Origin of the sequence: Qingshengfaniella alkalisoli (genome assembly GCF_007855645.1) — a bacterium.
GTDB classification, from domain to species: Bacteria; Pseudomonadota; Alphaproteobacteria; order Rhodobacterales; family Rhodobacteraceae; genus Qingshengfaniella; species Qingshengfaniella alkalisoli.
Genome location: NZ_CP042261.1, coordinates 570133 through 586654, shown reverse-complemented (window position 1 = coordinate 586654; position 16522 = coordinate 570133). Strand labels below are relative to the sequence as shown.

Here is a 16522-nt window from a genome sequence, read left to right as displayed (position 1 = left end):
TTCGGGCATGACAACGACAACACACACGCTGATGCGTCGCGGCATCCAAACCATCGCAGCGACCCTTTGCGCGGCTTGCCTAGCTTTACCCGTGGCTGCCCAGGGTCAGTTCAATCCCGCGGTGAAGGTCAATGACTCCGTGGTGACAAATTTCGAGATCGCACAGCGCCAGCGCCTGATGACACTTCTGCGCCAGCCCGGAACGTCACGCAACGAGGTGGCAGACATCCTGATCGCAGACCGCCTGAAGATCGCGGCCGCCACACAAGCCGGCATCGAGCCGACCGAACAGGAAGTCGATCTCGCGGTTGAGGACTTCGCAGGTCGCGCCAACCTGTCCGGCACCGAGTTCCTGCAAGCGCTCGGAGAATCCGGCATCGCATCGGAAACCATCCGCGACTTCCTGCGTGTCCAACTTGCCTGGGGCGATCTTGTGCGAACGCAATTTGCCTCCCGCGCACGTCCGAGTGACGCGGAGATCGACCGCGCCATGTCGCTGGGCACGGGTCAAAGCAGCGCCCGCGTGCTGCTGTCGGAAATCATTCTGCCGCTCGCCCCGCAGATCGCTGAACAAAGCCAGCAGCGTGCCGAAGCCATTTCACAGATGACCAGCTTTTCCGAATTTGAAAACGCGGCCCGCAACTTCTCCGCTGCGCCGACCCGTGAAAATGGTGGACGTCTCGACTGGATGCCGTTATCCGACCTGCCGCCCCAGATTGGGCCTGTCTTCCTGACAATGGCACCGGGAGAGGTGACGGACCCCATCCCGCTTGGCGAAGCGATCGCACTGTTCCAGTTTCGCGGATTGCAGGACTCGACCCCGTCGCAGGCCGCCAACCCAACCATCGAATATTCGCGCATCTTCTTTCCTGCAGGCACCGATCTGGCAACCGAACGCGCTCGCCTGACGGCACTGGCCGATAATTGCGTCGATCTGTTCGGTCTCTTCCCCAACAGCGATCCGAACCGGCTGATCAATGAAAGCCGCCCGCAATCGCAACTGCCTTCCGATCTGCGGGCCATTGTCGGTCGTCTGGATCCTGGCGAAATGACGATCCTGCCCGCGACTGCGGCTGGAACGCCCGCATCCATCGCCATGCTGTGCAGCCGGGACGCAAGCGGCGACATTGACCTGACCCGCGATGAAGTCGGTCAACAGCTTTTCCTGCGCCGCCTGAACGATTACGCCGAAGGCTACCTGGCCGAGTTGGAAGCCGACGCATTCATCGAGCGATACTGATGCCCGCCCCGCTCGCACTCACTTGTGGCGAGCCCGCCGGCGTCGGGCCAGAAATCGCAGCGAAGGCATGGGATGACCTGCGCGGACGCTTACCCTTTTTCCTGATCGGCGACCCATCACATCTTCCGGCCAACGTTCCGGTAAAAGCCATATCCCACCCGTCCGAGGCAACAACGGTCGCGCCCTCCGCCCTGCCCGTTCTGCCTTTCGCATTTCCCGATCCGGCCATCTCAGGCAAACCTTCACCTGCCAACGCCAAGGCCGTGATCGACGTGATCGCCCGCGCGGCGTCCCTGGTGCAGTCCGGTATGGCTTCCGCCGTCGTGACCAATCCGATCAACAAGAAGGCGTTGAAGGATGGTGCCGGTTTTGCCTACCCGGGTCACACCGAGTATCTGGCAGCATTGGCAGGTGTAGATCGCGTTGTGATGATGCTGGCCTGTGACGCGCTGAAGGTGGTGCCCGCCACCATCCATATCCCGCTATCCGAGGTGCCAGCGGCCCTTACGTCTGAATTGCTGACCGATACGCTTCGCATCACCCACGACGCATTGCGGCGTGATTTTGGCATTGCCTCTCCACGCGTCGCAGTTTCGGGGCTAAACCCGCATGCGGGCGAAGGTGGCGCAATGGGCACTGAGGACGACAGGATGATCCGTCCTGTGATCGACAAGCTGCGCCATGAAGGCATGGCCATTTTCGGGCCGTTGCCCGCCGACACGATGTTCCACGCCAAAGCGCGTGACGGGTATGACGTCGCCGTTGCGATGTATCACGATCAGGCGCTGATCCCGATCAAGACACTTGATTTCGATCAGGGCGTCAATGTCACCCTTGGCCTGCCCTTCATTCGGACCTCACCGGATCATGGCACGGCATTCGACATCGCAGGTCGTGGAATCGCCTCGCCCTCCAGCCTGATCGCGGCGTTGAAAATGGCCGACAGGATGGCACGGGCTCGTCGGGCATGAGCGCGATCGACACTCTGCCACCCCTGCGCGAAGTCATCGCAAATCACGGCCTTAGCGCACGAAAGTCCCTGGGTCAGAACTTCCTTCTGGATTTGAACCTGACCGCCAAGATCGCGCGGAAGGCTGGAGACCTGGAAAATTCGGATGTTCTGGAAATAGGCCCCGGTCCGGGTGGTCTGACCCGTGGTCTTCTGGCCGAAGGCGCGCGCAAGGTTCTGTGCATCGAGAAAGATCGCCGCTGCATCCCTGCGCTGGAACAGATCGCCGCCGCCTATCCCGGTCGGCTGGACATCGTCGAAGGCGACGCGCTGGAAATCAATCCGACCGACCGCCTGACTGCCCCGATCCGAATCGCGGCCAACCTGCCCTACAACGTGGGGACGGAACTTCTGGTGCGCTGGCTGACACCGCCCGAATGGCCCCCCTTCTGGAGCAGCCTGACCCTGATGTTCCAAAAAGAAGTCGCCCAGCGGATCGTGGCATCACCAGGTAGCAAGACATATGGTCGTCTCGCGATTCTGGCGCAGTGGCGGGCCGATGCCCGCATTGTCATGGACTTGCCGCCGCAGGCCTTTACGCCGCCTCCGAAGGTCAGCTCAGCAGTCGTGCATCTGGAAGCCTTGGCCGAGCCGCGCTTTCCGGCAGATGCCGATATCTTGTCAAAGGTCGTCGCAGCAGGATTCAACCAGCGCCGCAAGATGCTGCGCGCCTCGCTGAAGGGAGTCCGCGCGGATATCGAGGATGTTCTGACTGCCACGGGCATCGCCCCAACGACGCGGGCGGAACAAGTGTCTTTGGAAGAATGGTGCGCCTTGGCGCGGGCGCTGAAAGGCTAGGACAGCCTTTCAGCCAATTGCATTATTCGGCGGCTTGCTTTTCGCCATCGCCACCATCGGTCGAGCCGTTGTCGGATGGCGTTGAATCCAACCCGAGATCAGCCTGATCCGCTTGCGGTTTCTTGCGCGGCGCACGGGGCTTGCGCGGCGCGCGCGGTTTCTTCGCCTTCGGCTCGGGCTTGCCTTCCGGCGTTTCAACCAGTCCACCTTCATCGGCGGCCGGCGCGACTTCTAGCACGTCGGTAGACTTCGCCTGTTTGTTTTCAGCCGAAGCCTCGGCTCGCGGTTGCGATTTCGCGACGTCAGGCTGGTTGCTGTCGTCGTTCTGCCGCGCCTCTGACGGCCTGGCGTCGTCGGACTGCTGATCCTGCCGCGTGTCCTCGCGTTCGCGCTGGCGATTCTGCTGTTCCTGCTGTTGCTGATGCTGTTCGCGCCGCGCTTCCTGCTCTTTCTGAGCCTCGCTCAGCAAGCGCGTGTAGTGCTCGGCATGCTGTTGGAAGTTCTCGGTAGCGACACGGTCATTCGACAACTGCGCATCGCGCGCAAGCTGCGTGTACTTGTCAATGATTTGCTGCGGCGTCCCGCGAACCTTACCCTCCGGACCGGAGCTGTCAAAAACACGGTTCACGATATTGCCCATCGAGCGGTTCCGGTTCTGTTTGGACCGCGAGCGTGACTTGGATGATCTCATCTTATACTGGTGCTCAGCCTTGTCTATTTTCTATATCCCGCCATCTGACCGGTTATTCGGTCGAATCTTCTGACTGGGTAATGTCTGGCTTGGTATCGGGGAGCGCCCTGCGGCACATCCTACCCAACGCCGACGTGTAAACCACGCTCCTTGGCGGGAAACAAGCAAAAAAGTGTCTATTGCTGTATTTCATTATAGAACGACGAACACGGCACGATTTCAGCGCCTACATTCTATCGCCTGAATTCAGCATAGACGACTCTGTCTCTCCCGTCGAGATCGGGAATGATCCGCAGGTTTTCAAGACCTGCAGCCCGCGCAAGTGCAGAAACCGCCTGTCCCTGCGAGGCACCGATTTCCAGCAGCAGCCGAGCGCCGGGCATCGCGTGGGCCGCCGCGCCGCCAATGATCTTGCGATAAGCATCCAATCCGTCCCCTCCCGGCGTCAACGCTTCGCGCGGTTCCCATTGCACAAGCTCCGGTTCCAGATCCGCCATTTCAGAATCGCTGATGTAAGGCGGATTCGACACGATCAGATCGAAACGCCCCTCGACATTCTGCCACCAGTCGGATTGTCGCAGATCAGCGCGATGCCCGACGCCCAGCGCATCCGCGTTACGGCGCGCAATAGAAAGCGCTTCATTTGAAACATCGACCCCGACGCCGGAAGTGGACGTTCTTTCATTTAGCAATGTCAAAAGGATACATCCACTTCCTAAACCTAAATCCAAGACATTCCCGAAGGGGCGTTCTAACGCAGCCTCAACCAGTATCTCGGTTTCCGGTCGTGGATCGAGCACCTGAGGACCAACCTCAAATCGGTGCCCAAAGAATTCACGATATCCAAGGATATGTGAGACAGGACGACGCCCCAGCCGCGCCTCAATGTAACCATGAAACCGGTCAGCCTGCTCATCCGTCATTGGTTCTGCAAGAAACAATACCAACCGTTCCCGCGGCTGTTTCAAAGCATGGGCGAGAAGAACACGTGCGTCACGCGATGGGTCCGGTATGCCGGCGGCTTTCAGGCGCTGGATTGCGGCGACCAGCAGTTGGTTGCCGGTCATGCCTCCATCTCGGCGAGCAGAGCCGCCTGATCATCGGCAGTCAGCGCGTCGACAAATTCGTCCAGGTCGCCCTGCATGACCTGATCCAACCGATATAACGTCATTCCGATGCGGTGATCAGATACGCGTCCTTGCGGAAAGTTATAGGTACGTATCCGCTCGGATCGATCGCCGGATCCCACCTGGCTTTTTCGACTGGCGGCGCGTTCGGCGTCCGCGCGCTGACGTTCCATGTCATAAAGGCGCGTCTTCAACACCTGCATCGCGATGGCACGGTTCTGGTGCTGGGATTTTTCCGAGCTGGTCACAACGATCCCGGTAGGAACATGAGTGATCCGGACGGCTGAATCCGTGGTGTTGACGTGCTGACCGCCTGCACCGCTGGCGCGCATCGTGTCGATGCGCAAATCTGACGGGTCGATATGGATATCGACATCCTCTGCTTCGGGCAGTACCGCGACGGTGGCGGCAGAAGTATGCACCCGACCGCCCGATTCCGTCGTTGGAACCCGCTGGACACGGTGTACACCGGATTCGTATTTGAGCCGCGCGAAAACACCGTCACCGCGAATATTGGCAACGACTTCCTTCACCCCGCCCAGTTCGGTTTCGGAAAACTCAAGGATATCGAATTTCCAGCCTCGCGCCTCGGCGTAACGCTGATACATGCGCAGCAGATCACCGGCGAACAGCGCCGCTTCCTCGCCGCCCGTACCTGGGCGAATTTCGATGATCGCGGGTCGCGCATCGGCGGCATCCTTGGGCAGCAATGCCACGCGCAGAGACTGTTCCAATTCGGGAAGCCGCGCTTTCATGCCCGGCAGTTCCTCTTCCGCCAGTTCGCGCATTTCCGGATCGGCGAGCATCGCCTCGGCTTCGGCAATGTCATCCAGAAGCTGACGGTAGGACCGAATTTCGGTGACCACGGGCTTGAGTTCGGAATACTCGCGCGCCAGTGTCGCGATTTCATCGCCAGATGCACCTTGCGCCATTTTGGCTTCGAGAAACTCGAAACGTTGCGTGATCTGGGCTAGTTTTTCATAAGGAACCATGTGCGGGGTGTTGCCGAGAACGGGGTCGTGGTCAAGATGGCATCTGCGAGAGCCAATCCTCCACCCGCTTGCGATTTACGCCCATATCCGACTTTCCGTAACGCGCGCGCGACCAGATCGCCAGCGACGTGCCGCCATCGTCCGGCACAGCATGCACGGTCAGGTAATCGGGGAAACCCCACACCAGCGACCGGATCTCGTAGGTCAGCATCCCGGTATCAACGGATCCGGCAAGATGTATGACACGCGGCGTGGACATCGCGATCTGGTCAAATGCCATCAATACGCCTTCCGCGTCTTCGTTAAAGACAGGCGTCGCGGCGTCCCCATTGTTTGGGCGGACCAGATAGCCTTGGGCCTTGCTCCATCCCTCAACGCGGAGCGGATCGACATGCCAGCGTGCCTCGTTGCTCGGTGCCACGCGCACCCATAGCCCGAAAGCGGCAACCAGAACAGCAATGATGATTGCGGTGTTGATCAGGATTTGCATGGCAGATCTCCGTTGAGGGTACGTATAAACTTTGCCGGATTCAGTGCCAATGCAAGCCGCTTCGGGTGGACATCGCCTCGTTCATCTGGGTTATTCGGACCAAACACAGGAAATACCGGACCAACCATGTCACATTTCGACGAAGCCCTGATCTTTGACCCGAACGGCGGAATGCCACGCCTGCTGGAAATCATGCGTGCGCTTCGGGATCCTGACCATGGCTGCCCCTGGGACATAGAACAGGACTCCGCCAGCATCGCTCCCTACACCATCGAGGAAGCTTACGAAGTCGCCGATGCTATCGAACGGCAGGACTGGCCGGAACTGGAGAAGGAGTTGGGCGATCTGTTGCTGCAATCGGTGTATCATGCGCAGATTGGCAAGGAACGAGGGCTATTCGACTTCGACAGCATCGCCAATACCATCGGTGACAAGATGGTTGCGCGGCACCCCCATGTCTTCGGTGATGAAAGCCGCAACAAAAGCGCGGCGCAGCAGACCGTGGATTGGGAAACGATCAAGGCACAGGAACGCGCAGGACGCGCGCAGCACGGGGTACTGGACGATGTCGCCCTGAACCTGCCAGCCCTGACACGCGCGGTGAAACTGCAAAAGCGTGCGGCGCGGGTGGGGTTCGACTGGGCCGAAACGGAACAGGTACTCGACAAGATCCGCGAAGAGACCCAAGAACTTGTCGAGGCGAAAGCGTTGCAGTCCCATGAGCATGTGACGGAAGAATTCGGAGATCTGCTGTTCGTGATGGCCAATCTGGCACGACATCTGAAGGTCGATCCCGAAGAAGCGTTACGGGCGGCGAATGCCAAGTTCACCAGGCGCTTTCGCAGTATCGAGGCGGCATTGTCGGAACGCGGGAAATCGCCGAACGAATCGGACCTTGAGGAAATGGATGCGCTTTGGAATGACGCCAAACGCATTGAAAAGGCAGCCCGATCCCCGGATGTGGCCTGACGCCAGCCAGCAAAGCTTGGCGTATGCGAAGCCGCCCTTGATACCCCTCTCGACACCCGCGCCGTTTTACCGCATGTCTGCATTTCTGCGCGAATTTGGTAACGAGGAGCCGTCATGTCGCCACGCAAAATCATCATCGATACCGATCCAGGTCAGGACGATGCTGTCGCAATCCTGCTGGCGCTGGCCTCGCCCGAAGATATTGATCTGCTCGGCCTGACGACCGTCGCTGGCAATGTGCCCTTGCCACTGACCACAAAAAACGCGCAGATCATCTGCGAGTTGGCGGGGAAGGCAAACACACCGATCTTCAAAGGCGCTGACGCCCCCCTCAAGCACAAGCTGGTCACAGCTGAACACGTGCATGGGGAAACGGGTCTCAATGGTCCGACCTTGCCTGACCCGACTATGCCGGTGCGAGATCAGCACGCCGTCGATTTCATCATCGACACCCTGCGCAACGAGGCATCAGACACTATCACGTTGTGTCCCCTGGGCCCGTTGACGAATATCGCGCTGGCTCTTCAGAAAGCGCCGGACATTGCGGATCGCATTCAGGAAATCGTCCTGATGGGCGGGGCTTACTTCGAGGTCGGCAATGTGACCCCCACGGCTGAATTCAACATCTATGTAGATCCGGAAGCGGCAGACATCGTGTTCAAATGCGGAGCACCGATCACGGTCATGCCGCTTGATGTGACGCATAAGGCGCTGACCACGCAAGAACATATTCAGGGTTTCCGAGACATGGACACCAAGGTCGGCCATGCTGTTGTCGAGTGGACCAATTTCTTTGAGCGGTTCGACAAGGAGAAATACAGCACCCCCGGCGCGCCCCTCCATGATCCTTGCGTCATTGCGTATCTGATCCGGCCTGACCTGTTTTCGGGCCGCTATATCAACGTCGAAATCGAGATCACCAGCGAACTGACACGCGGCATGACCGTGGCCGATTGGTGGGGGGTCACGGATCGCGAGCCCAACGCGACCTTCATGGGCGATGTGGATGCGGATGCGTTCTTCGCCTTGCTGACGGAACGGGTCGCACGCTTGTAAGCCATGGGGGCTGGCACGGCCCGCTTTGCGCACTTAGGTTAAGCCCAAAGCGAAAGTCCTGCCATGCCCCTGAATATCCCCTTCGACAACAGCTACGCCCGCCTGCCCGAGAGATTCTATGTCCGGCAAAACCCGGTTGCAGTGGCTGCACCCAAGCTGATCCGTTTCAACGCTGCGCTGGCTGATGAATTGGGGTTGAACCGTGAGGAAGCGACGGACAGCGAACTGGCGCAGGTCTTCTCCGGCAATTTGAATCCCGAGGGTGCCGAACCGCTGGCGCAGGCCTATGCCGGGCACCAGTTCGGCGGTTGGAGTCCTCAGCTTGGCGACGGTCGTGCCCTGCTGCTTGGCGAGATTATCGACCAGAACGGCCACCGGCGCGACATCCAATTGAAAGGCTCCGGTCCTACGCCGTTTTCCCGGATGGGCGACGGGCGTGCGTGGCTCGGTCCGGTGTTGCGCGAATACGTCGTCAGCGAGGCGATGCACGCGATGGGTATCCCCACGACGCGGGCGCTGGCGGCCGTTGAAACGGGCGAGCAGGTTTTCCGCGAAACAACCTTGCCCGGCGCGATCCTGACGCGCGTGGCCTCCAGCCATATCCGCGTGGGCACTTTCCAGTTCTTTGCCGCGCGCGGCGATGTGGAGGCGATACAGGTTTTGACAGACCATGTGATCGCGCGACATTACCCTCATGTCGACTCCGCGCTGGAATTGCTGGGCGCGGTAATCGATGCGCAGGCGGATCTGGTCGCCAGATGGCTCGGCATCGGCTTCATTCACGGGGTTATGAACACTGACAACTGTCATATCGGCGGAGAAACCATCGATTACGGCCCCTGCGCATTCATGGATCGTTTCGAAGCAAACAAGGTCTTCAGTTCCATCGACCAGTTCGGGCGCTACGCCTATGATCAACAGCCCGACATCGCGATGTGGAACCTTGCGCAGTTTGCGACCTGCCTGTTGCCGCTGATTGACGAGGACAAAGACATCGCCGTGAAGCGTGCGACAAAAGCCATTCACGCATTTCCTGATATCTTCACCCAAAAGTGGCTGGCGGTGTTCCGGGCAAAACTGGGGCTGACTGACCCTGACGATGGCGACAAGGCGCTGATCCATGGATTACAAAGCGCGATGCAAGGCGCTGGCGTCGATTTCACCAACTTCTTCCGCGCGCTTACAGACAGGCGGCCCGTCGATAGCTCCGAAGCACAAGCTGCGATGGACAGTTGGATGACGGCCTACCAATCCCGGTTGGACCAACAGGGCGGCAAAGCGGACGCCAAGATGATGGAACGCGCGAATCCGGTCGTTATTCCACGCAATCATCGGATCGAGGAAATGATCACTACGGCAATCGCAGGCAATTACGATCCTTTCGAGCGGCTCCTCGGTGCAGTGATTAATCCGTTTGATCCGGATGCGCCCGAAGACTTGCGCCAACCACCCGCCCCCGAAGAGGAAGTCCAACGAACCTTCTGCGGCACCTAGACCCGAAACCGCTTTGATCACCCGCCCGCCGATGCTACGAAGAAGCAGTCGCAACGGGTAGGCCGATGAATACATTACAGATTGCATCGCTGGTGGTTGTGCTTGCCGGACTGTTCGGCGCAGTCAATTCGATCTTTCTGAAACTGCCCGCCTCCATCGGTATTCTGGCCGTTTCACTGATCGCCTCCATTGGCGTCTTGCTGATCGATCTGGCCATTCCGGGCCTCGGGATCGCGGACAGCATTCGCACGCTGGTCAATGAGCTGCATTTTTCCGAGGCCTTGCTGGAAGGCATGTTGGGACTGTTGCTGTTTGCCGGTGCGTTGCATGTGAACGTGTCGGACCTGCGCAAGCAATGGGTGGTCGTGCTGGTCATGGCGACGATCGGTGTCGGTATATCGACTGTGCTGTTCGGGATGGGCGCGGTCGCGATCTTCGGGATGCCTTTGATCGTCGCGCTGGTGTTCGGCGCGATCGTGTCACCCACCGACCCCGTCGCCGTGCTTGGGGTGCTGCGTGAATCCGATCTTGACCCAACGCTTGAGACCCAGATCGCCGGCGAGAGCCTGTTCAATGACGGCGTGGGGTATGTGCTGTTTCTGGTATTGGTCGGGCTGGCCTTTCCAACACTCGGTGAACATCACGCCGACGGCGCATGGGGACCGTTCGTCCTGTTCTTTCGTGAAGCACTGGGGGGCGCACTCCTCGGGCTGGTTCTCGGCTGGATCACCTTCCGCATCATGCGCAGCTTCGACGACTATCCGGTGGAGGTGCTGTTGACGCTCGGACTGGCCTTCGGCGGCTATGCGCTCGCCGATGCCATCGGTGTGTCTGCGCCCATTGCAGCCGTGACTGCCGGCCTTCTGATCGGTGAACACGGCTCGACTTTTGCCATGAGCAAGCAAACCCGCGAAGCCGTGGACGGGTTCTGGAAGATGGTCGATGCGATCCTGAATGCGTTGCTCTTCATGATGATCGGATTCGAATTGTTCTTCGTAACCTTCTCGGGTGACATGCTCCTGGCGAGTATCGCGGCGATTGCCATGGCCTTGCTGGCGCGACTGGCCGCTGTTGCAGTTCCCGTTCTTGCGATGCGCCGGGCGCATGACTTCGTCCCCGGTGTCATCCCGATCATGACATGGGGCGGGCTGAAAGGCGGGATATCCATCGCACTTGCGCTGTCGCTACCCAATTCCGAATGGAAGCCCGAAATACTGACCGCAACCTATGTGATTGTCGTCTTCTCGATCCTCGTTCAAGGCCTTACGGTCGGCAGGGTTGCCAGACACTACGGAAAGCCTGCCTGACCCCATGAGACATTTCGACTATTTCGTATTGGACGTGTTCACTGACCAGGTCTTTGGCGGCAACCCATTGGCCGTTCTGCCCGACGCGCGCGGGTTGAACACGGGCGAGATGCAGCGTATCGCCCGCGAATTCAACTTTTCCGAAACCGCCTTCGTTTTGCCGCCTGAAAGCGACGATGCAACGGCTCGGCTACGTATATTCGATCCGAAGAACGAACTGCCCTTCGCCGGGCATCCGACCGTTGGCACCGCCATCTGCCTTGCGCAACAAGGCTCCGTTTTCGGGCAATCGATATCGGATTATCTCGTTCTGGATGAAAACGTCGGACCGATTGAGTGCGCCGTGGCGAACGAGGACGATCTGTGGTCGGCAAGCTTTACGACGCTGGCACCTTTCGAATATCTTGATGAGCTTCCGGTTGATCTCGTCGGAAAATGCCTTGGCCTGCCCACGTCAACCGTTCGAACGGATGGGCATGCGCCGATCATCGTATCCAAAGGCCTACCCTTTTGCGTGATCGAACTGGACAGCGAAGCCGATCTCGCACGCATCCGCATCGATCAACAGGCCTTGCGGGATGCGCAGCGGCGTTTTGGCCCCGACGAAGAACCGCTGGCGCTATACGTGTATTCCAATCAAGGGGACGGCGGCATCGCCGCGCGGATGTTCGCACCTTTCAGCGGCATCCCCGAAGATCCTGCGACCGGCAGCGCGGCGGCAGCTTTGGCCGCACTTCTCTGTGATGTCACCGAAGCACCCGTCGATCTGGAAATTCGGCAAGGCGCGCAGATGGGTCGACCCAGCACGATCTTCGCCTATGCCGAAACGCAAGAGGGCGGCGTTTCGCTCGTCTCCATCTCCGGCACAGCGGTCACGGTCATGCAAGGCAGGATGACACTGCCGGAAACGGGGTAGCCGCACACACGTCGATGGGGTAATCCCATTGAACGAGTGTAGAACGAGCCCGCCATGCGAAGAACCATTCTGGAACGCTGCGAATCTCACGGTTTGCGCCTGACCGAGCAACGCCGGATCATTGCGCAGGTGCTTGAAGACGCGACCGACCATCCGGATGTGGAAGAACTTCATCAACGCGCGGTAAAGCTGGATGAGAACATCTCCATCGCCACGATCTACCGCACGGTGAAGCTGTTCGAGGAATCCGGCATTCTGGAAAAGCGCGAATTCGGCGACGGGCGCGCCCGCTACGAAACGGCGGGGCGCGACCACCATGATCATCTGATCGACTTGAAGACAGGCGAGGTGATCGAGTTCGTGGACGAAGAAATCGAACAGTTGCAGGAACGTATCGCCCGGAAACTCGGCTATCGGCTGACCGGCCATCGGCTGGAACTATACGGTGTGCCGATCAAGCGTTAAACTGGTTTCCTTTAGGGAACATGCGGCCCCTTGCAAACCACGTTGACGCAGTGCAGCATACATTGCTGTAGCGCGGCGTTAGCGTGCAACAGTTCAAGGGAGAGCCGATATATGACCGAGTTCAACAAGATTTTGATCGCCAACCGCGGCGAGATCGCCATCCGGATCATGCGGGCGGCGAATGAACTCGGGAAACGAACGGTCGCGGTTTATGCCGCAGAGGACAAGCTGAACCTGCACCGGTTCAAGGCGGACGAGGCCTATCTGATCGGTGAAGGTCTGGGGCCGGTCGCGGCTTACCTGTCGATTGACGAAATCATCCGCGTGGCCAAGGACTCCGGCGCCGATGCCGTACATCCGGGCTATGGCCTGCTGTCAGAAAATCCCGAACTGGTCGAGGCCTGCGCGAAGAACGGCATCGTCTTCATCGGCCCCAAGGCCGAAACCATGCGTGCGCTTGGCGACAAGGCGTCAGCGCGTCAGGTGGCGATCAAGGCGGGTGTGCCCGTGATCCCCGCCACCGAGGTGCTGGGCGACGACATGGACAAGATCCGCAAGCAGGCGGCCGAAATCGGCTACCCTCTGATGCTCAAGGCCAGCTGGGGCGGCGGCGGGCGCGGGATGCGACCGATCATGTCCGAAGACGAGCTTGAGGAGAAGGTCAAGGAAGGTCGCCGCGAAGCCGAAGCCGCTTTCGGCAATGGCGAAGGCTATCTGGAAAAGATGATCCAGCGCGCCCGCCATGTCGAGGTCCAGATCCTGGGCGACACGCAGGGCAATATCTATCACCTGTGGGAACGCGACTGTTCTGTGCAGCGTCGCAACCAGAAGGTGGTCGAGCGCGCGCCCGCCCCCTACCTGTCCAGCGCACAGCGTGAACAACTGTGCAAGCTGGGCCGCAAGGTCGCCGAGGCGGTGAATTACGAATGCGCCGGCACCGTCGAATTCCTGATGGATATGGAAACGGGCGAGTTCTACTTCATCGAGGTGAATCCGCGCGTGCAGGTCGAGCACACGGTGACCGAGGAAGTCACGGGCATCGACATCGTGCGCGCGCAGATCCTGATCGCGGAAGGCAAGTCGCTGACCGAAGCCACCGGGATCGCCAGCCAGTATGACGTCACGCTGAAGGGCCATGCGATCCAGTGTCGCGTGACAACGGAAGACCCGCAGAACAACTTCATTCCCGATTACGGACGCATCACGGCCTACCGGTCGGCCAGTGGCATGGGCATCCGGCTGGATGGGGGCACGGCCTATGCCGGTGCGGTCATCACGCGGTACTATGACAGCCTTCTGACCAAGATCACCGCATGGGCCCCCACGCCCGAAGCGGCGATTGCGCGCCTCGACCGCGCGCTGCGGGAGTTCCGCGTGCGTGGCGTGTCCACCAACATCGCCTTTGTCGAAAACCTGCTGCAACATCCGACATTCCTGTCGAACGAATACCACACGAAGTTTATCGACCAGACGCCGGAACTGTTCGACTTCAAGGCCCGTCGCGACCGCGCTACCAAGCTGTTGACCTATATCGCGGACATATCGGTCAACGGGCATCCTGAAACCACCGGCCGCCCGAAGCCCCCCGCCGATGCCCGCCCGCCGCGTGCACCGAATGTGCGCGGGAAGGACATACCCGACGGCACCCGCCAGATCCTTGATGAGAAGGGCCCGCAGGCCGTTGCCGACTGGATGAAGGATCAGAAGCGTCTGCTGCTGACCGACACCACGATGCGCGATGGGCACCAGTCACTGCTGGCCACGCGGATGCGGTCGGTGGATATGCTGCTCGTCGCGCCCGCCTATGCCGCGAACCTGTCGCAACTATTCTCCGTCGAATGCTGGGGCGGTGCTACGTTCGACGTGGCGTACCGCTTCTTGCAGGAAGACCCGTGGAAACGCCTGCGCGATCTGCGCGCGAGGATGCCCAACCTTATGACGCAGATGCTGCTGCGCGCCTCGAACGGTGTAGGTTACACAAACTACCCTGACAATGTGGTCGAAAGCTTCGTCAAACAGGCGGCGGAAAGCGGCGTCGATGTGTTTCGCGTCTTCGACAGCCTGAACTGGGTCGAAAACATGCGCGTCGCGATGGATGCGGTGGTCGAGGCCGGAAAGGTCTGCGAAGGCACCATCTGTTACACCGGCGACATCCATGATCCCGACCGCGCGAAATACAACCTGAAATACTATGTCGAGATGGGCAAATCACTGCGCGACGCGGGTGCTCATGTCCTTGGCCTGAAAGACATGGCGGGGCTGCTGAAACCGGGTGCAGCAAGGCAGCTGATCACCGCGCTGAAGGACGAGGTCGGCCTGCCCATCCATTTCCACACGCATGACACCAGCGGCATCTCCGCCGCCACGGTTCTGGCAGCCGCCGATGCGGGGGTGCATGCGGTGGATGCGGCGATGGACGCGTTCTCTGGCGGCACGTCCCAGCCCTGCCTTGGGTCCATCGTTGAAGCCATGCGCCATTCCGACCGCGACACGGGGCTGGACATCGAAGCGATCCGCGAGATTTCCAACTATTGGGAGGCCGTGCGCACCCAGTATACGGCGTTCGAATCCGGTCTCGAAGCCCCTGCATCCGAGGTCTACCTGCACGAAATGCCCGGTGGCCAGTTCACCAACCTCAAGGCGCAAGCACGATCATTGGGTCTGGAAGAACGCTGGCACGAGGTCGCCAAGACCTACCAGGACGTGAACCAGATGTTTGGCGATATCGTGAAGGTCACACCATCATCGAAAGTCGTGGGTGACATGGCGCTGATGATGGTCAGCCAGGGGCTGACACGGGAACAGGTCGAAGACCCGAAAACCGATCTGAGCTTCCCCGATTCCGTCATCGACATGTTCCGCGGCAATCTGGGCCAACCGCCGGGTGGCTGGCCCGATGCGCTCAGCAAGAAGATACTGAAGGGCGAGAAGCCGTCCACCGACCGTCCGGGCAAACACCTCGACCCCGTCGATCTGGAAAAGACGCGCAAGGAGCTGTCCAAACAACTCGAAGGGCTGGACGTCAGCGACGAAGACCTCAACGGCTACCTGATGTATCCCAAGGTGTTCCTCGACTACAAAGGGCGTCACAAGGATTACGGCCCCGTCCGCACCCTGCCCACGCCCGTCTATTTCTACGGCATGGAACCGGGCGACGAGACATCCGTTGAAATCGATCCGGGCAAGACCTTGGAAATCGTGTGCCAGGCCATCAGCGAAACCAATGAAGAGGGTGATGTTAAGGTCTTCTTCGAACTGAACGGCCAGCCCCGCGTCATTCGTGTGAAGGACCGTCACAGCACGGGCGCCACCGCCGCGCGACCCAAGGCTGAAGCTGGCAACCCGAACCATATCGGCGCGCCCATGCCCGGCGTCGTCGCCAGCGTTGCCGCGCAGGCGGGTGCCAAGGTGAAAGCGGGGGATCTGCTGCTGACCATCGAGGCAATGAAGATGGAAACGGGACTGCACGCTGAACGCGACGCGACGATCAAGGCGGTCCACGTCACCCCCGGCGCGCAGATCGACGCCAAGGACCTGTTGGTCGAACTGGAATGAGCAATCGCCATCTCGCCATGGTCGCGATCCTCGTGCCCGATTACGATGCAGGGATCGACTTCTTCGTGGGACAGCTCGGCTTCGACCTGCTCGAAGACACCGATCTGGGCGATGGCAAGCGCTGGGTTCGTGTGGCGCCAGAAGGCGCGCAAACTCAGTTCTTGCTGGCCCGCGCTATCGGGGATCAGCGCGATTCAATCGGACGTCAAGGCGGGGGTCGCGTCTGGCTGTTCCTTGAAACAGATGACTTCGACAGGGATCACCGAGCCATGCTGGCCGCCGGGATCACCTTCGAGGAAGCCCCGCGTAGCGCCCCCTACGGCAAGGTTGCCGTCTTCAACGACCCGTTCGGCAATCGTTGGGATCTGATTGAATTCAGCCGCGATCCCGACTGAGAATTTTGCCATTTTTGC

The 16522-nt window shown here is 59.9% G+C and carries 15 protein-coding genes; 11 read left to right on the top strand and 4 right to left on the bottom strand.

The annotated features are described in order from the left end of the window. The first annotated feature begins 7 nt into the window (after positions 1-7). From FPZ52_RS03095 to rsmA, 3 genes are read left to right on the top strand one after another with little or no spacing between them, the layout of a single operon-like run. Positions 8-1240, top strand: coding sequence for a peptidylprolyl isomerase (locus FPZ52_RS03095; RefSeq protein WP_168201251.1), 1233 nt, complete (start codon positions 8-10; stop codon positions 1238-1240). After that, complete coding sequence (gene pdxA, locus FPZ52_RS03090) at positions 1240-2211, top strand: 4-hydroxythreonine-4-phosphate dehydrogenase PdxA (RefSeq protein ID WP_146363597.1); 972 nt, start codon at positions 1240-1242, stop codon at positions 2209-2211. The genes FPZ52_RS03095 and pdxA overlap by 1 nt, the downstream gene beginning before the upstream one ends. Then, complete coding sequence (gene rsmA / locus FPZ52_RS03085; protein WP_146363595.1) at positions 2208-3047, top strand: 16S rRNA (adenine(1518)-N(6)/adenine(1519)-N(6))-dimethyltransferase RsmA; 840 nt, start codon at positions 2208-2210, stop codon at positions 3045-3047. The genes pdxA and rsmA overlap by 4 nt, the downstream gene beginning before the upstream one ends. 22 nt (positions 3048-3069) lie before the next feature. Here rsmA and FPZ52_RS03080 read toward each other — a convergent pair whose 3' ends face one another. The 4 genes from FPZ52_RS03080 to FPZ52_RS03065 form a co-directional block, all read right to left on the bottom strand. Beyond that, positions 3070-3738: a DUF4167 domain-containing protein gene (locus tag FPZ52_RS03080; protein ID WP_146363593.1), complete on the bottom strand. Its 669-nt coding sequence runs from the start codon at positions 3736-3738 to the stop codon at positions 3070-3072. Positions 3739-3971: 233 nt separating this feature from the next. Next, positions 3972-4805 (bottom strand): peptide chain release factor N(5)-glutamine methyltransferase, encoded by an 834-nt coding sequence (prmC, locus tag FPZ52_RS03075; RefSeq protein WP_146363591.1) that lies wholly within the window; start codon positions 4803-4805, stop codon positions 3972-3974. After that, entirely contained in the window at positions 4802-5857 is a 1056-nt protein-coding gene (gene prfA, locus FPZ52_RS03070; RefSeq protein ID WP_146363589.1) for a peptide chain release factor 1, read from the bottom strand. Before prfA ends, prmC begins: the two co-directional genes overlap by 4 nt. 31 nt (positions 5858-5888) lie before the next feature. Then, positions 5889-6347 carry a DUF1499 domain-containing protein gene (locus FPZ52_RS03065; RefSeq protein WP_146363587.1) on the bottom strand — a complete coding sequence of 153 codons (459 nt, stop codon included), beginning with the start codon at positions 6345-6347 and terminating at the stop codon, positions 5889-5891. 126 nt (positions 6348-6473) lie between these two features. On the opposite strand from FPZ52_RS03065, the gene mazG reads away from it, so the two are divergent. The 8 genes from mazG to FPZ52_RS03025 all read left to right on the top strand — a co-directional run bounded on the left by mazG (position 6474) and on the right by FPZ52_RS03025 (position 16504). Further along, complete coding sequence (gene mazG / locus FPZ52_RS03060) at positions 6474-7316, top strand: nucleoside triphosphate pyrophosphohydrolase (protein WP_146363585.1); 843 nt, start codon at positions 6474-6476, stop codon at positions 7314-7316. Between the two features lie 114 nt (positions 7317-7430). Continuing rightward, positions 7431-8372, top strand: coding sequence for a nucleoside hydrolase (locus tag FPZ52_RS03055; RefSeq protein WP_146363583.1), 942 nt, complete (start codon positions 7431-7433; stop codon positions 8370-8372). A gap of 63 nt (positions 8373-8435) precedes the next feature. Further along, positions 8436-9866 (top strand): protein adenylyltransferase SelO, encoded by a 1431-nt coding sequence (locus FPZ52_RS03050; protein WP_146363581.1) that lies wholly within the window; start codon positions 8436-8438, stop codon positions 9864-9866. Between the two features lie 65 nt (positions 9867-9931). Then, positions 9932-11173, top strand: a complete 1242-nt coding sequence (locus FPZ52_RS03045) for a cation:proton antiporter (protein ID WP_146363579.1) — start codon at positions 9932-9934, stop codon at positions 11171-11173. 4 nt (positions 11174-11177) lie between these two features. Next, positions 11178-12089, top strand: coding sequence for a PhzF family phenazine biosynthesis protein (locus tag FPZ52_RS03040; RefSeq protein ID WP_146363577.1), 912 nt, complete (start codon positions 11178-11180; stop codon positions 12087-12089). Positions 12090-12143: 54 nt separating this feature from the next. Further along, a complete protein-coding gene (locus FPZ52_RS03035; RefSeq protein WP_146363575.1) occupies positions 12144-12554 on the top strand; it encodes a Fur family transcriptional regulator in 411 nt (136 codons plus the stop codon). A gap of 111 nt (positions 12555-12665) precedes the next feature. Further along, a complete protein-coding gene (locus FPZ52_RS03030; RefSeq protein WP_146363573.1) occupies positions 12666-16109 on the top strand; it encodes a pyruvate carboxylase in 3444 nt (1147 codons plus the stop codon). After that, positions 16106-16504, top strand: coding sequence for a VOC family protein (locus FPZ52_RS03025; protein WP_146363571.1), 399 nt, complete (start codon positions 16106-16108; stop codon positions 16502-16504). The genes FPZ52_RS03030 and FPZ52_RS03025 overlap by 4 nt, the downstream gene beginning before the upstream one ends. The last annotated feature ends 18 nt before the right edge of the window (positions 16505-16522 follow it).

Bases quoted from the DNA above. Each gene is read 5' to 3' on its own strand.
- FPZ52_RS03095 (WP_168201251.1), top strand. From the start codon at position 8: ATGACAACGACAACACACACGCTGATGCGTCGCGGCATCCAAACCATC.
- pdxA (WP_146363597.1), top strand. From the start codon at position 1,240: ATGCCCGCCCCGCTCGCACTCACTTGTGGCGAGCCCGCCGGCGTCGGG.
- rsmA (WP_146363595.1), top strand. From the start codon at position 2,208: ATGAGCGCGATCGACACTCTGCCACCCCTGCGCGAAGTCATCGCAAAT.
- FPZ52_RS03080 (WP_146363593.1), bottom strand. From the start codon at position 3,738: ATGAGATCATCCAAGTCACGCTCGCGGTCCAAACAGAACCGGAACCGC.
- prmC (WP_146363591.1), bottom strand. From the start codon at position 4,805: ATGACCGGCAACCAACTGCTGGTCGCCGCAATCCAGCGCCTGAAAGCC.
- prfA (WP_146363589.1), bottom strand. From the start codon at position 5,857: ATGGTTCCTTATGAAAAACTAGCCCAGATCACGCAACGTTTCGAGTTT.
- FPZ52_RS03065 (WP_146363587.1), bottom strand. From the start codon at position 6,347: ATGCAAATCCTGATCAACACCGCAATCATCATTGCTGTTCTGGTTGCC.
- mazG (WP_146363585.1), top strand. From the start codon at position 6,474: ATGTCACATTTCGACGAAGCCCTGATCTTTGACCCGAACGGCGGAATG.
- FPZ52_RS03055 (WP_146363583.1), top strand. From the start codon at position 7,431: ATGTCGCCACGCAAAATCATCATCGATACCGATCCAGGTCAGGACGAT.
- FPZ52_RS03050 (WP_146363581.1), top strand. From the start codon at position 8,436: ATGCCCCTGAATATCCCCTTCGACAACAGCTACGCCCGCCTGCCCGAG.
- FPZ52_RS03045 (WP_146363579.1), top strand. From the start codon at position 9,932: ATGAATACATTACAGATTGCATCGCTGGTGGTTGTGCTTGCCGGACTG.
- FPZ52_RS03040 (WP_146363577.1), top strand. From the start codon at position 11,178: ATGAGACATTTCGACTATTTCGTATTGGACGTGTTCACTGACCAGGTC.
- FPZ52_RS03035 (WP_146363575.1), top strand. From the start codon at position 12,144: ATGCGAAGAACCATTCTGGAACGCTGCGAATCTCACGGTTTGCGCCTG.
- FPZ52_RS03030 (WP_146363573.1), top strand. From the start codon at position 12,666: ATGACCGAGTTCAACAAGATTTTGATCGCCAACCGCGGCGAGATCGCC.
- FPZ52_RS03025 (WP_146363571.1), top strand. From the start codon at position 16,106: ATGAGCAATCGCCATCTCGCCATGGTCGCGATCCTCGTGCCCGATTAC.